This is a genomic window from Streptomyces similanensis, assembly GCF_039543625.1.
GTDB lineage: Bacteria > Actinomycetota > Actinomycetes > Streptomycetales > Streptomycetaceae > Streptomyces > Streptomyces similanensis.
Window position 1 is genome coordinate 143,977 of the sequence record NZ_BAABKC010000002.1, and the last position, 13,903, is coordinate 157,879.

Genomic DNA, 13,903 nt, shown 5'->3' on the forward strand with positions numbered 1-13,903 from the left:
GGACGTAAGGGATGTGAAGGATGTGAAGGACATACAGGACTCACAGAAGTCTCCAGTCGTCGCGAGGTGCGCGCGGCGGCGGGTCGCCGTCTCGTCTGGTGTCATCCTGCGGACCGGATGTGCCGGACGCGTCAGCCCACGGAGGTCAACGCCCGTCGGACCGGAGTCGTACGGCCACCGCGAGCGTGCGCCCGCAGGCTGACCCCCGGGTGTGCGGAAGCCCGCCCTCCGTGCGGACCGGGGCCCGTACGAGGTGTTCGGGACGGGCCCGCTCGGGACCAACGGCCCTGTGGCCGGGGCCGCTCGGCGCTGTGACCGCACCGCCCGCGCGGCGTACGGTGAGATTGATCGAATCGGAGGCAGCGCACGCACCACCGCATCCCCGACCGGCCCGGCATCCCCCGTCCCAAGCCGGACGGGCGCGGCGTGGCGCCTGTGTCGTCCTCCGGTTCGGTCCCCGTCCGGCCGCCGGCGGCCACGTCTGCCCTGACTGCCGCCCGGCCGGACGCACCTGTCCTCGGCGTCCGGCGGCCGCGAACGATACGACCTGCCTCGCGCGCACGGCCGCGGACGACTCCCGTCCCTCCCGACGGCGGCCCGTCGGTCCCGGGACCCGCGGCCCCGCGAGAGGACCGCTGAGCCCTCGCCCCGCACGGACGCGGCGGCGCAGAGTGGCGGTGGAACCAAAGCCGTGGGAGTGCGTGAAGGAGCCGGCATGCGGACACCGGAAGTCGACGCGACAGCCGTGGAGAACCTGCTGTACGCGGCCGTGGCGGCGCCGTCGATGCACAACACCCAGCCCTGGCGGTTCGGCCTGGAGCCGGACACCTGCTCGATCCACGTCCGCGCCGACCGGGCGCGACGGTTGCCCCTGTCCGATCCGCGACAGCGCGCCCAGCACCTGGCGGTGGGCGCGGCCGTCCTCAACCTGCGGGTGGCCGCAGCGCACTTGGGCTGGGAGCCCGCCGTACGGCTGCTGCCCGGGCAGGCGACCGGCTGACCCGGCGGCACCGGTTCCCACGCCGCCGGGCGCCGGGCTCAGCCCGCCGTGGTGCGCAGGTCCACGAGTTCGCGGCCGGTGACCATCGCGGACTCGATCCTGATGAACACGTCGTCCCTGATGGGCATCCAGGAGTGCGGCCCGGTCCGCAGCAGACGCTCGTGCTCGGCCGGATCGGTGACGACGCCGGCCTGCCCGGTGACGACCACGCTCCAGCCGGACCGGCTCCGCGCGTCGAACGCGTCCGCCTCGAAGGCGACCACGACCCCGTCGACCGCGCGCACCAGGTCGGAACCGGCCGAGGTGCGCAGCAGCACGGACGAGTCCGGGTCCAGGGCGAAGTTCACCGGCAGTACGGCGGGCAGCGCCTGCCGGGTGTACACCACCCGGCCGACCGGCACCTCGGCCAGCAGGCGCAGGCACTCCGGCCGGTCCAGGGAGCGAAAGCCGTCGTTCGTCAGCATCCCTCCATCGTCCCCAGCCGCCGCACCGATGGTTAGGGCCGATCGGCCCCCCTTCGGGTACCGGGCCGGTCGCGGCGGATGCGACGGTGGGGGAATGGACAACAGCCGCGCCCCCGCCCCCGGGCGGCCCCCCGTACGCGGGATCGACCACGTCGGCGTCACCGTGCCCGACATCGAGGCCGCGACCGACTTCTTCACCCGGGCCCTGGGCGCCGAGGTGCTCTACGACACCCTGCGCCGGGCGGACGGGCCGAACAGCGGGGCCGCGATGGAACAGCGGCTCGGTGTGCCGCCGGGCACCGCCCAGCGGGCGATCCGGATGCTGTCCCTGCCGCACGGCCCCGGCCTCGAACTCTTCGAGTTCGACGCGCTGGAGCAGCGGCCCCCGGCACTGCCGTGCGACCTCGGCTGGCAGCACCTCGCCGTCTACGTCGACGACCTCGAACACGCCGTCGCCCGCGTCGAGGCGGCGGGCGGCCGCGCCCTGTCCGAACCCGGCCCGCTGCCCGGGCCGGAAGCGGGCCCGCGCAACCGCATGGTCTACACGCACACCCCATGGGGCAGCACCCTCGAACTGATCACCTACCCGGACCCCCAGCCCTACGAGGAGCACACCTCACGCCGCCGCCGGCGCCCCTGACCCCGCCGACACCGCACGCCGCTCACTCCTGGTCCCAGTCCCAGGTGTCGAAGTAGGCGCCCACACCCGTCCGGCGGGCCTCCATCACGGCCTCCAGCCGCTCGAAGTCCCGCGGCGGCATCAGCGACCGCCACTCCCGCAACGGCAGGACCCGCACCTCGTCGTGCTCCTCGGGGTCCAGGACGATGCCGCGGATCTGCTCCCCGGTGAGCCGCCCGCCGTCGAAGACCGTGCCCATCGTGCTGTACGGCCACTCCGCGCCCGGCAGCCCGAACACCGTCGCGAGGAGCCGCGGCGGCCCGGCCACCGTGATGCCGGTCTCCTCGCGGCACTCCCGGACGGCCGTCTGCCAGGGGCGCTCCCCGGGGTCCATGGTGCCGCCCGCCAGCTGCCACGGGTGGGTCGGGCTGTAGACGGAGTGCAGCTGGACGGGCCGGTCGCACTCGTCGGTGAGGAGGACGGCGGAGAAGCCGGTCGCCTTCATCACCGTCTCCGCGTACTGCTCGGGCGGCAGCCAGACCCGGCCGCCCCGGTGCGGGCGGGGTACGGCAGCGGTGCGGGGCGAGGGGTCCATGCTGCTGCTCCGGGGAGTGTGCTGCGGACAGGTAACAGGTAATAGGAACAACGCAGGCCGTCCCCTGTCCGTCACGGCCTGCGGCGGGTGGAATTGGCCCCGTGTCGGGGTCAGTCGACCGGCCAGGTGTGGACCGGGGCGTTGAGGTGCATGTACTCGATGTACTGCTCCGTCATCCGCCGCAGCGACTCATGGCGGCCGGAGCGGGCGGTGGCGTCCAGGCGGTGGAACATCTCCTTCTGCCAGACCGCCCCGTTGCGTCCGGTCACGCACCGCTGCTCGATCACGCCGAGCAGCGGCTCCCGCCAGGCGTCGTCCATGCCGGACAGCTCCAGTCCCCGGTGCGCCATCGGCAGCAGCCGGCGCAGGACGAGTTCGGGCACCGGCACCTCGCCCATGCCGGGCCAGTACAGCCGTCCCTCGATGCCGTGCCGGGCGGCCGTGTGCAGGTTGTCCTCGGCGGCCGAGAAGGACATCCGCGACCACACCGGCCGGTCCTCCTCCACCAGGGCGCGGGTGAGCCCGTAGTAGAAGGCGCCGTTGGCCAGGGTGTCGGCGACGGTCGGTCCGGCGGGCAGCACCCGGTTCTCCACCCTCAGGTGCGGCTTGTCCTGGGCGATGGCGTAGACCGGCCGGTTCCAGCGGTAGATGGTGCCGTTGTGCAGGGTCAGTTCGCCCAGTTCGGGGATGTCGCCGCGGTCCAGGGTCTCCCCGGGGTCCTGGTCGTCGCAGAGCGGGAGCAGGGCCGGGAAGTAGCGCAGGTTCTCCTCGAAGAGGTCGAAGACGCTGTTGATCCACCGCTCCCCGAACCACACCCGGGGCCGCACGCCCTGCACCTTGATCTCCTCGGGGCGGGTGTCGGTGGCCTGTTCGAACAAGGGAATACGTGTCTCGTGCCACAGCTCCTTGCCGAACAGGAACGGCGAGTTGGCCGCCAGCGCCACCTGGACGCCGGCCACCGCCTGGGCCGCGTTCCAGTAGCCGGCGAACTCCTCCGGGGAGACCTGGAGATGGAACTGGGTGCTGGTGCAGGCGGCCTCCGGCGTGATGGTGTCCGCGTACGTCCGCAGCCGGTCCACCCCGTCCACCTCGATGCGCAGGTCCTCGCCCCGGGCGGCGAAGACCTGGTCGTTGAGCAGCCGGTAGCGCGGGTTCTCCGAGAGCGCCGCGTGGCCGACGTCCTCCTGCCGCAGCGTCGGCAGGATGCCGATCATGATCAGGTGGGCGCCGACCGTCCCGGCCCGGTGGTCGGCGTGGTTCAGCGCGGCGCGGATCTCCGACTCCCAGGCGTCGGGGCCGCCCGCCGTCAGCCGGCGCGGCGGAATGTTGGTCTCCAGGTTGAACCGGCCCAGCTCGGTGGACCAGGCGGGGTCCGCGATCGCCTCCAGTACGTCGCAATTGCGCATCGTCGGCTCGGCCCGGCCGTCGACCAGGTTCAGTTCGATCTCCAGCCCGACCTGCGGCCGCTCGGCATCGAACCGTGCGTCGCGCAGCATCTGAGCGAAGGTGTCGAGGCACTCCTGCATCTTGATCCGGTAGCGGCGGCGGTCCTCACGGGTGAAGACGAGCGCCGGGACGTCGCGTCCCATCGGCCCTCCCGGGTTGCCTCTCGACGGACATCCTGCACATCTCAGCGTCGCACCACCGGGATGCCTCGACCAGGCGAGGGGGAGAGGCCCGGGACCCGTGGTACCGGCCGGACGGCGGTGATGTCAGGAGGGCGATGGAATTCGTTGACACGCTGGCTTCTGGCAACTGATTGCGTAGATATATGGCGTCTAGGTGACGGAAACAGTAGTGTGGCCGCCGTTGTTCCACGCCGGATGTGAGAGAGGCGGCTCCCCATGGACTCCGGTTCCCCCGAGCGGCGGCTGACGGTTACCGAGCGGACCCGGCACCGTCGGCTGCGGCAGCAGGGCAGCCTCGACCGCGACCGGCTCGACGCGATCCTCGCCGCCGGTTTCCTCTGCCACCTGGGCGTCACCGTCGACGGGAACCAGCTGGTGGTGCCCACCGTGTACGGCTCCGACGGCGGCACCCTGTACTTCCACGGCTCGGTCGCCAGCCGCAGCCTGGTCGCGTCGCCCGACGCCACGGTCTGCGTGACGGTCACCCATGTCGACGGTCTCGTCCTGGCCCGCTCGGTCTTCGAGCACGGGGTCAACTACCGCAGCGCCATGATCTTCGGCGTCCCCCGCCCGGTCACGGACCCGCAGGAGAAGCTAGCCGGTCTGCGGTGCCTGACCGAGCAGGCCACGCCCGGCCAGTGGGACTACGCCCGCCGCCCCAGCGCCCGGGAACTCGCCGCCACGGCCCTGCTCGCCCTGCCGCTGGACGAGGCGTCCGTCAAGATCCGCACCGGCGGCCCGGACGACGGCGACGGCGAGGACGCCCGGCTCGGCCTGTGGGCGGGCGTCCTGCCGTTGCGTGCGACGTGGGGCGAGCTGGAGCCGGACCCGCTGCTGCCCGAGGACGCCGAGGCCCCCGCCCACCTGACGCGGCGGACGGGCACCCCGGCGAACTGACGCGGTCGGCCCGGCGGGGTCGATCGGCCCGGCTGCCCGGTCGGCTACGCGGACAGTGTCCACACCGCGTACGCCATCGCGTCCGCGTTGCGGTTCAGCGCGGTGTCGTTGATGTTGGCCGACGTGTCGCACGACGAGTGGTAGCAGCGGTCGAAGGCCAGACCGGCCGTACCGCCCCATTTCGCCGCCTGCGCCGAGGACTTGATGTAGTCCGCGCCGCTGAAGACGCCGCCCACGGGTATGCCCGCGTTCTTGAAGGGTGAGTGGTCGGAGCGGCCGTCGCCCTCGGTCTCCGGCTCGGTCGCGACGCCCAGCCCGGTGTAGTAGTCCTTGAACGTCTTCTCGATCGTGGGGTCGTCGTCGTAGACGAAATAGCCGGGATTGGGCGAGCCGATCATGTCGAAGTTGAGGTAGCCCTTGATCTTCGCGCGGTTGGCGCTGGACAGGCCGCTGACGTAGTTCCGGGAGCCGACCATGCCCAGTTCCTCCGCGCCCCACCAGGCGAACCTGAGGTGCTTGGCGGGCTGGTAGCCGGTGCGGGAGACGGCGAGCGCGACCTCCAGGAGCGCCGCCGAGCCGGAGCCGTTGTCGTTGATGCCGGGTCCCGCGGTGACGCTGTCCAGATGGGCGCCGGCCATCAGGACCCGGCTGGTGTCGCCGCCGGGCCAGTCGGCGACGAGGTTGTAGCCGGTACGGCCCGAGGCGGTGAACTGCTGGACGCTCGTGGTGAAGCCGGCCGCGTTCAGCTTGTTCTGCACGTAGGTGAGCGAGGCCTGGTAGCCGGCGCGCCCGTGGGCGCGGTTGCCGCCGTTGGCGGTCGCGATCGACTGCAACTGCGCCAGGTCGGCCTTGACGTCGGCCACGGCGATGTCGGGTGCGGCGGCCGCCGCCCGGGACGCCGGGGACGCTGCCCCGGTGGTGGCGCCGGCGACGAGGAGTACGGCGGCCGTGGCGGCGAGGGCGGTGGCGGCACGCCTGCGGGGGCGAACGGAGTGGGTCATGTGGGGCTCCGTCTGTTCGAGGTGGCGGCATGCGGGACCGGCGGGGAGTGCCGGTACCTGGTGCATGACATGTCCACGATCGGTGTGAGGTGCCTGGGATCGTGGCGGGGCGGCCGACCCCCGGTCAAGAGCGGAAACCGGACATGAGCGTCCGCATAGCGACCCTGACGACCGCCCGGTACGCCCCGCCGCAGGCCAGGCGGGACAGGAGTGACGGCCGGTTTTCGGACACGGAGTCGTAAAGCCGTGCCCGACGGGTACTCGCGGCGGTGCCGAGAGCCGATCGGCGGGCTGCGGTCCGCCGCGGCCGATCGACGAAACTGGAGGCACCTGTACATGAGCACGGTCAAGGAAACGGTCGAAGTCGAGGTCCCCGTCCGCATCGCGTACAACCAGTGGACGCAGTTCGAGTCCTTCCCGAACTTCATGGAAGGGGTCGAGGAGATCAGGCAGCTGGACGACCGCCACAACCACTGGGTCACGAAGGTCTCCGGCGTCAAGCGGGAGTTCGACACCGAGATCGTCGACCAGCTCCCCGACGAGCGGATCACGTGGCGTACGACCAGCGGTGAGACCCAGCAGAAGGGCACCGTCCGCTTCGAGCGGGTGGACGACGGGCACACCCGCGTCGAGCTCGTGATGGACATCGAACCCAGCGGCATGGCGGAGAAGGCCGGCGATCTGCTGGGGGTCACGGACCGGCAGATCAAGGGAGACATGAAGCGCTTCAAGGAGTACATCGAGAAGCGCGGTGGCGAGAGCGGCGCCTGGCGGGGACGGATCACGCCGGGGGACGCGGACGCCGGCGGTACGTCCGGCGGCATCTCCGGCGGAGCGCTCTGAAAAGGGCGCATATCTGACGGGTCGTCAGTCCGTCAGCCCGGCCGCCCGGTGACCGTCGGAGACGTCGGCGCCGCGGCGGCCTTCGGCTGCACGGAGGCCCTCGGCTGTACGGAGGCCCTCGGCTGTACGGAGGCCGAGGCTTCGTGAGCCGTTTACATCAGTCTCCCGGATCGCTACCGTGAGTTTATGGGAGCGCTCCCATAGTCTCCTCTTTTTGTCATGCTCTGATCATCAAATCCCGTGGTGGAAGGAGAACGGACGATGACGAGGACGGTCCGGCCGCCGGGCAGGCGGGGGTTACGGGTGGCGGCTCTCCTGGCCGTGGTGGGTACGGTGCTGGCGTGTCTCGCCGGTTACGGGGTGCGCGGCACCGCTCGGGCGGCGGACGGCGGCGCGGTGTGCCGGGTGGCGTGGACGGCGGACCAGTGGCCGGGCGGCTTCACGGCGCAGGTGTCGGTGACCAACCTCGGGCCCGCGGTGAGCGGTTGGGAGCTGGGGTGGACGTTCGGCGCGGGTCAGCGGGTGACCTCCGCGTGGAACGCCCGGGTGAGCCAGAGCGGCGCGGCGGTCACCGCGGGCAGTCTCGACTACAACGGGACACTGGCCACCGGCGCCGCCGCGAGTTTCGGCTTCCAGGGCACCTGGTCCGGCGCCAATCCCGCACCCGCCGACTTCACCTTCAACGGCGTTTCGTGCGCGGGGGGTTCGGGGGGCAGCCCGACGCCCTCGGGGCCGCCGCCCGGTTCGCCGTCGCCCACGCCGTCGGGCGGAACTCCTACGCCGTCGGGCGGAACTCCCACGCCGGGGTGCGGCGGTGCGGTGGTGTGCTCCGGTTTCGAGGACCAGACCGGGAGCGCGCCGTCGGGCGACTGGACGGTCGCGGCCCCCGACTGCGCCGGTTCCGGCAAGGCGACGGTGGACACCTCGGTCGCCCACAGCGGGAGCCGCTCGGTGCGGGTGGACGGAGCCGCCGGCTACTGCAACCACGTCTTCGTGGCCACCACCAAGGACGTCTCCGCGGTGGGCCCCGTGGTGTACGGCCGGGTGTGGGTGCGGCACACCACGCCGCTGCCCGCCGCGCACATCGCGATGCTCACCCTCGCCGACGCGCGCGACGGCGGGCGCGACCTGAGGATGGGCGGCCAGAACGGCGCCCTCCAGTGGAACCGCCAGTCCGACGACGCGACCCTGCCCGCGCAGAGCCCGGCGGGCGTGGCGCTGAGCACCCCGCTGCCCACCGGCCGCTGGGTGTGTCTGCGGTTCGCCGTCGACACCACCCGGCAGAGCATGGACACCTGGCTGGACGACCAGCAGATCGCCGGGCTGCACGTGGACGGCAGCCCCACCCAGGACGTCGACGCCCAGTGGCTCAGCCGCACCACCGCCCCCCGGCCCACCACCTTCCGGCTGGGCTGGGAGAGCTACGGCACGGGCGACGACACCCTCTGGTACGACGACGTGGCACTCGGCTCGACACCGCAGAGCTGCTGAGCGCGATGGACCGCCGGGGCGCCGGACCGTCGGTGCGGCGGACCCTCGGCGTGCCGGAGCCGGCCGGCCCTTGTTGTCAGGGGCCGGCCGACCGGGATGCTCCCTCGGCTCCTTCGTCTGCCGTCTGGCCCGGCTGACGTCTGTCGGTCAGCGGGCCGTGCCGAAGTCCTGCGTCCAGTAGGAGCCGGGCTGCGCGAGGCCGACACCGATCTCCTTGAAGGAGCAGTTGAGGATGTTCGCCTTGTGTCCGGGGCTGGCCATCCAGCCCGCCATGACCGCCTCCGGAGTGGCGTAGCCGTAGGCGACGTTCTCGCCGTAGCTGCTCCAGATGTAGCCGGCGCCGGTGATCCGGTCGCCCGGGGCGGACCCGTCGGACCCGGTGTGCGACATGTTCTGGTGGGCGGCCATGTCGTCGCTGTGCGCCTGCGCGGCCTTGGTCAGCGTCGCGTTCAGGGTCAGGGGCGAACAACCTACCTTCGCCCGCTCGGCGTTGACGAGCTGCACGACACGTGCGGCGTCGCCGGACGCCGGCGCCTGGGCCGCCGGGGAACTCGGCGCCGCGGTGGTCGCGGCGGGGGCCGTCGGCACGGACGGGGCGGTGGTCGCGGCCGCGGTGGCCGAAGCCGTGGCGGTGGGCTCGGCGGTCGGCTTGGCGGTGGGCTTCGGCGTGCTCGGGGAGACGCTCGCCCGGGGCTTGGCGACCGCCGGCTGCTTCTGGTGCTTCTGGTGCTTCTGGTGCGCCGTGGCGGCGGCCTTCGTCTTCGACGCGGTGGCGCTCGGCGTGCCGGCGGCGGTGTTCGGCGACTGCGCCGTGGCCGCGGGAGCCGACGCGGGCGCGCTCGGCGTCGCGGTCACGGCGGCCCAGGCGGGCGACGTCGGCACGGTGAGCGACGCGGGCGCGGTCGGCGTCGCGCCCGCGCTCTCGCCGCTCGGACGGTGCCATGCGGCCTGGGCCCACCAGGCCGCGGCGCTCTGCCTGTCGGCGAGCGGCGACCCCGAGGGGGCGGCCTGGTCCGTCCCGCCGCCCGGCCAGTCGCCGCAGGCCAGGGCGACGGACGGGATGCCGACGGCGCCGACCGCGACGGCGGCGATGGCTATGCGCCGGTAGTACTGCTTCTTACGATGCTTGCCCATGCGTGACCTCACTCGGTGGTCGCCACGCGCCCCGCATACGGCTCGCTCGTATGCAATGCGCTTCTGAACTGCGGCGATGCCTTGTGGAGCGTCATTCTTAGGAAGCCTTCACATGGAGCGCAAAGGGCCTCGCTACTACCGCGACTCGTAGATCGATCTGCCCTTGCGGAGTCACGAGCGAACGTGCTGCCCCGCTGCCCCCGCCCCGCACACCTCACTGGCTGCCCGTCAGAAGGCCGCCATGCTTTGCAGAAGCGACGAGATGAGTGACCGCAGGGAACGTCATGGATCCGCGCGGCGCGCATGTCTGGATCAAGACGGACAAGTCCCCCATGTCGACGGCGCGCCGACTACTACTCCGGGGGCATAGGTGGCGGAACGGCCGTGACGCATGTCACAGCTCACCTCTCTCCCAGCCGTCCGGTGCCCGGCGTCCTACGCGGCGAACCCGACGTTGGTGACGTACTCGTACTGTCCCCACTGCGAGCCGAGGTCGACGATCTGGTCGACCCAGGCGTCGTCCATCCCGCGTTCGTCGTCGGCCACCCACGCCTGCACGATGCGGTCCCAGTGCCGGATGTTGAGTGTGCGGAACTCGACGGCGCGCTGACGGGGCCGGTCGACCTGGGACTGGTTCAGCGGGTGGATCTCCACCCGGGTGCCGCGGCCCTGCCGGTTGAGGCGGGCGAGCAGGTAGCGGGCGACGTTCTCGCGCCGCACCGTGCGGTAGGCCCGCTCGACGCGTTCGATGTTCGCCTTCGACGGCGACCTCTTCCCGGCCAGCCACGCCCTCAGGGTGCGGTCGGTGACGGTCAGGCCCGCCGCGTGGGCCCGCGCGCGGGCGTGGTCGCTGCGGGTGAGGTAGTGCAGCCGGGCGAGCAGACCGCGTCGTGCCGTGACCGGGGTGGCGATGTACCCGGCGAGCGCGTCGAGTTGACGGGCGACCGCCTGGTGGCCCTTGATGCCTTGGGCGCCGTAGAGGCCGAACTGCTTGTTCCGCTCGGGCATGGTCTCCGGTTCCTGGGTCTGGCCGGGCGTGCGGTCTTCGGTCGGCCGCCGTCCGTCGGTCCGGGCGTGCGGCCTCGGTCAGCCGCCGTCGGGGTGGTCGGGCTCGCCGCCCACGGCATACGTGTCCTTGAGCTTCACCTCGGCGACGCCGCGGCCCTCGGGGAAGACCGCCCGCCAGTCGCCGGTGACATGGAGTTCGTCGGTGCCCATGACGCGGACGACCAGCAGACCCTGATCGTAGGCCCGGTGGGCCTTCCACCACAGGTTGGTGAAGGCCTGGGAGCGGATCAGGTGCATCCAGTCGGTGCGGTACAGCTCCCGGTTGTAGTTCGACTCGCCCATGGTGGAGACGAACTTGGAGTACATGGCCTTCACGTACTCCAGCGTCACCTCGTCGTCCTCGGCGATCGCCCGGTCCCGGGCGTCCTTGAGCGCGGTGCGGAACTTCTCCAGCAGGCTCTCCGTCGCCCCCGACGTCCAGGACTCGTGGATCACGGGCGGGTCGCACAGCCCGTACTTCGGCCCGGACAGGCGCAGCAGCAGACGCAGTGTGGGTTCGGTGACCCACAGGGGGCCGGGTTCGTCGCGGTTGCCGATCGGGTTGGGCAGGACCGCCCCGTGGTCCCAGGCGGGCGGGGTGATCAGATGGACGCCGGCCCGGCGGCGGTCGTGGTGGTCGCCGGTGGAGTGCTCCAACTGGCCCAGCGGAAGGTGAGTCTTGAGCGCGGAGAGATAGGCGCCGTTGATGTCGAGGGCGGTCACCTCGTGCCGGCCGGCGGGCAGTTCCGGCCGGGTCCACTTCGGGCGTGCCTCCCAGATCTGGTCGGCGCCGCGGGCGGTCTGCTTGCGCAGGATCTCGGGCAGCCACGGGTGTGCGACGACGTCGTAGCGGCCGCCCTTGCGCGAGGCGTCCAGCAACGCCATCGCGTCCGGGATCGCCCGCTTCACCAGCGCGGCGGTCGCCGCCTCCACGTCGCCGGAGTGCTCGGCGAGCGCGTCCGCGACGGCGCGGGCGACCGGGTCCGGGGTGTCGGCCTCGCGCACCCGCCGGCCGACGGGCACGACCTTGAGGCCGCCACCCGCCGCGCTTTTCCGGCCTGCCGCACCGTCCCGACCCACCGCGCTCTTCCGGCCCGCTGTTCCCTCCCGGCGCGCCGCGTCTTCCCGACCCGCCGCGCCCTCCTGGCCGGGCTGCGCCGGACGGTGGCGCGGTCGCTGCGGAGCGACCGCCTCCGCCGTCTCCGCGGGTTCGGTCATCCGTCCGGAGTCAGCGGTGCCGCAGGCCGCGGGGTCCAGGTGCTGGGGGAAGCCCGCGACCTGGTGCGCGGCGGGCTGCCCGCACAGCACGCACGGCTGCGGCACGGCCAGCGCCTCCATGTCGTCCTGACCATCCTCGTCCTGCCCGGGCGGCTGAACTGTGTCGGCCTCCTCCGGCCCGTCCGTGGCGTCCGCCGCGTCCGTCTCGGTCGCTGCGGCCTCCTCGCCCGTGATCGCGGCCAGCCTGGTGCGCGCGCCGTCGAGGAAGTACGCGTACTTCGCGCGCACTTCACCGCCGGGGTCCCGGCCCGACTCCCAGCCGCCGACCGTCGACGGGCTGACGCTCAGCGCCTGCGCGACCTGGGTGCGCGAGAGGTTCAGTCCCTCGCGCAGCGCGCGCCGCTCCTCGACGGGCGGCAGCGGGACTTCCTGCCGGGCCCCGGCGAGCAGGGCGTCGATCGCCTCGAAGTCGGTCATCGCGCTCCACCACCCGGCACGGCGTCGTCCCGTACGGCCGTGCCGCGTACCTCGCCGCCGGCCTGTCGGCCGGGGGTGCGCCGGCGGTCCGGGGGCAGCGACTCCACGGCGCGGGTCGGCCCGGCCAGGAGTTCCAGGACATCGATGCCGTAGTGCGCGGCCACCCGTTCGCAGTCGGCCAGGCTCCAGGCGGTCGCCCCCGACTGCCGGCGGCTGACCTGTGCCTGGCTCACACCCAGGACGAGGGCGAGGTCGGTCTGCGCCTCACCCGTCGCATGCAGGAGTGCCGCCACCGCCGATCGCACCCGTTCGTCAAGACCCAAGCCCACGGCAGCCACTTTAGCACTCGGTACTCACACATCATGCGTAAAACGCATGGCCGGAAGTCGCAGGGTCGCGGAAGCCGCGGGGGCACGGAACGCGGCCGCACGGCACACGTGTGCGCTACGGGACGGCCGTGCGGCCGACGGACGCGGGGCCCGGCCCTGGCTCCGGCCTCGGCCCTGGCTCCGGCTCCGGCGGGGCGCCGTCCGTCTGCCGCAGCTCGGCGAGGAGTTCGGTGCGGCCCACCAGGAGTTCGGTGAGGATGCGGCGGGCCGCGCGCAGCAGTTCGGCGACGTCGCCGCCGGCCAGCTCGTAGCGGACCGTGGAGCCCTCGCGGGTGGACACGACGATGCCGGAGCGCCGCAGCACGGCCAACTGCTGGGAGAGGCTGGACGGTTCGATCTCGATGTCGGCCAGCAGGTCCCGTACCGGCACCGGGCCGTGCTGGAGCAGCTCCAGGACCCTGATGCGCACGGGGTGCCCGAGCATGCGGAAGAACTCCGCCTTGGCCTGGTAGAGGGGGACCTGCATGGGTGCTCGCTCCCTGCCGCGTCGCGACGGTCCGGATGTGGGGCGGCGCCCCGGAGGGCGCCGCCGCGGAAAGGGCCCGCACGGCCCATCCTTCTCGGCCCCGGCCGGGCGCAGCCATGGATTGGAAGCATGTTGATGTGGTGACTTGAAGAACTCTTCACATCATGGGCACGCGTCGGCCGGGACCCGGAGGGCGCTAGATCTCCAGTTGCTCCTCGACCCGCCGGAGCTGGTGACGGGCCATCGCCAGGTTGGAACGCCCCTTGTCCAGGACGAGGTAGAGGAACAGGCCGTTGCCGTTGCGCCCGGTGACCAGGCGGATCAGGTGGTACTGCCCGCCGAGCGTGATCAGTACGTCCTCGATCTGGCTCTGCAGGCCCAACTGCTCCATGGTGCGCACCTTGGCGCGGATGACGTCCGTGTTCCCCGCCGCCGCGATGGTCATGTCCAGGTCCTTGCCCCCGCCCAGGGTGCCCAGCGCCATTCCGCTGGTGTAGTCGACGACCGCCGCGCCCAACGCCCCCTCGACCGCGGTCATCATCTCCTTCAGCGACACTTCCACACTCGCCATGGTGCCTCCCCTTGATCGTCGACTGGTCGGGACGGGACGGGCGACGCCGCCCCGTCCGGCGGA

The 13,903-nt window shown here is 72.4% G+C and carries 15 protein-coding genes; 5 read left to right on the top strand and 10 right to left on the bottom strand.

Annotated features, from left to right (window positions below; genetic code table 11):
* Positions 1-715 precede the first annotated feature (715 nt).
* The gene (locus tag ABEB07_RS01095) at positions 716-1,000 is read left to right on the top strand and encodes a hypothetical protein (protein ID WP_425588929.1); all 285 of its coding nucleotides are present in this window, start codon (positions 716-718) and stop codon (positions 998-1,000) included.
* Between the two features lie 38 nt (positions 1,001-1,038).
* Here ABEB07_RS01095 and ABEB07_RS01100 read toward each other — a convergent pair whose 3' ends face one another.
* Positions 1,039-1,464: a pyridoxamine 5'-phosphate oxidase family protein gene (locus ABEB07_RS01100; protein ID WP_345666604.1), complete on the bottom strand. Its 426-nt coding sequence runs from the start codon at positions 1,462-1,464 to the stop codon at positions 1,039-1,041.
* A gap of 94 nt (positions 1,465-1,558) precedes the next feature.
* On the opposite strand from ABEB07_RS01100, the gene ABEB07_RS01105 reads away from it, so the two are divergent.
* Positions 1,559-2,104, top strand: coding sequence for a VOC family protein (locus ABEB07_RS01105; protein WP_345666605.1), 546 nt, complete (start codon positions 1,559-1,561; stop codon positions 2,102-2,104).
* A gap of 22 nt (positions 2,105-2,126) precedes the next feature.
* Here the strand turns inward: ABEB07_RS01105 and ABEB07_RS01110 are convergent, their stop codons facing one another.
* Both ABEB07_RS01110 and ABEB07_RS01115 read right to left on the bottom strand, forming a co-directional pair.
* The gene (locus ABEB07_RS01110) at positions 2,127-2,678 is read right to left on the bottom strand and encodes an NUDIX hydrolase (RefSeq protein ID WP_345666606.1); all 552 of its coding nucleotides are present in this window, start codon (positions 2,676-2,678) and stop codon (positions 2,127-2,129) included.
* A 110-nt stretch (positions 2,679-2,788) separates the two neighbouring features.
* Positions 2,789-4,267, bottom strand: a complete 1,479-nt coding sequence (locus ABEB07_RS01115; RefSeq protein WP_164588842.1) for a glutamate-cysteine ligase family protein — start codon at positions 4,265-4,267, stop codon at positions 2,789-2,791.
* A gap of 255 nt (positions 4,268-4,522) precedes the next feature.
* Here ABEB07_RS01115 and ABEB07_RS01120 point away from each other — a divergent pair, with 255 nt between their 5' ends.
* A complete protein-coding gene (locus ABEB07_RS01120) occupies positions 4,523-5,203 on the top strand; it encodes a pyridoxamine 5'-phosphate oxidase family protein (protein WP_176147184.1) in 681 nt (226 codons plus the stop codon).
* Positions 5,204-5,247: 44 nt separating this feature from the next.
* Here ABEB07_RS01120 and ABEB07_RS01125 read toward each other — a convergent pair whose 3' ends face one another.
* Positions 5,248-6,204 (bottom strand): M28 family metallopeptidase, encoded by a 957-nt coding sequence (locus tag ABEB07_RS01125; RefSeq protein WP_345666607.1) that lies wholly within the window; start codon positions 6,202-6,204, stop codon positions 5,248-5,250.
* A 336-nt stretch (positions 6,205-6,540) separates the two neighbouring features.
* Between ABEB07_RS01125 and ABEB07_RS01130 the strand changes: the two genes are divergently transcribed.
* Positions 6,541-7,047: an SRPBCC family protein gene (locus ABEB07_RS01130; RefSeq protein ID WP_176147182.1), complete on the top strand. Its 507-nt coding sequence runs from the start codon at positions 6,541-6,543 to the stop codon at positions 7,045-7,047.
* Positions 7,048-7,308: 261 nt separating this feature from the next.
* A complete protein-coding gene (locus tag ABEB07_RS01135; protein ID WP_345666608.1) occupies positions 7,309-8,538 on the top strand; it encodes a cellulose-binding domain-containing protein in 1,230 nt (409 codons plus the stop codon).
* A gap of 147 nt (positions 8,539-8,685) precedes the next feature.
* On the opposite strand, the gene ABEB07_RS01140 is transcribed toward ABEB07_RS01135, so the two are convergent.
* From ABEB07_RS01140 to ABEB07_RS01165, 6 genes are all read right to left on the bottom strand, one after another.
* The gene (locus tag ABEB07_RS01140; RefSeq protein ID WP_345666609.1) at positions 8,686-9,672 is read right to left on the bottom strand and encodes a CAP domain-containing protein; all 987 of its coding nucleotides are present in this window, start codon (positions 9,670-9,672) and stop codon (positions 8,686-8,688) included.
* A gap of 435 nt (positions 9,673-10,107) precedes the next feature.
* Positions 10,108-10,680 carry a transcriptional regulator gene (locus ABEB07_RS01145; protein WP_345666610.1) on the bottom strand — a complete coding sequence of 191 codons (573 nt, stop codon included), beginning with the start codon at positions 10,678-10,680 and terminating at the stop codon, positions 10,108-10,110.
* Between the two features lie 78 nt (positions 10,681-10,758).
* The gene (locus ABEB07_RS01150; protein WP_345666611.1) at positions 10,759-12,414 is read right to left on the bottom strand and encodes a helix-turn-helix domain-containing protein; all 1,656 of its coding nucleotides are present in this window, start codon (positions 12,412-12,414) and stop codon (positions 10,759-10,761) included.
* Positions 12,411-12,743 (bottom strand): helix-turn-helix domain-containing protein, encoded by a 333-nt coding sequence (locus tag ABEB07_RS01155; protein ID WP_345666612.1) that lies wholly within the window; start codon positions 12,741-12,743, stop codon positions 12,411-12,413. Before ABEB07_RS01155 ends, ABEB07_RS01150 begins: the two co-directional genes overlap by 4 nt.
* 115 nt (positions 12,744-12,858) lie before the next feature.
* Positions 12,859-13,269: an ArsR/SmtB family transcription factor gene (locus ABEB07_RS01160; RefSeq protein ID WP_345666613.1), complete on the bottom strand. Its 411-nt coding sequence runs from the start codon at positions 13,267-13,269 to the stop codon at positions 12,859-12,861.
* 196 nt (positions 13,270-13,465) lie between these two features.
* Positions 13,466-13,840, bottom strand: a complete 375-nt coding sequence (locus ABEB07_RS01165) for a roadblock/LC7 domain-containing protein (RefSeq protein ID WP_164585118.1) — start codon at positions 13,838-13,840, stop codon at positions 13,466-13,468.
* Between the last annotated feature and the right edge of the window lie 63 nt (positions 13,841-13,903).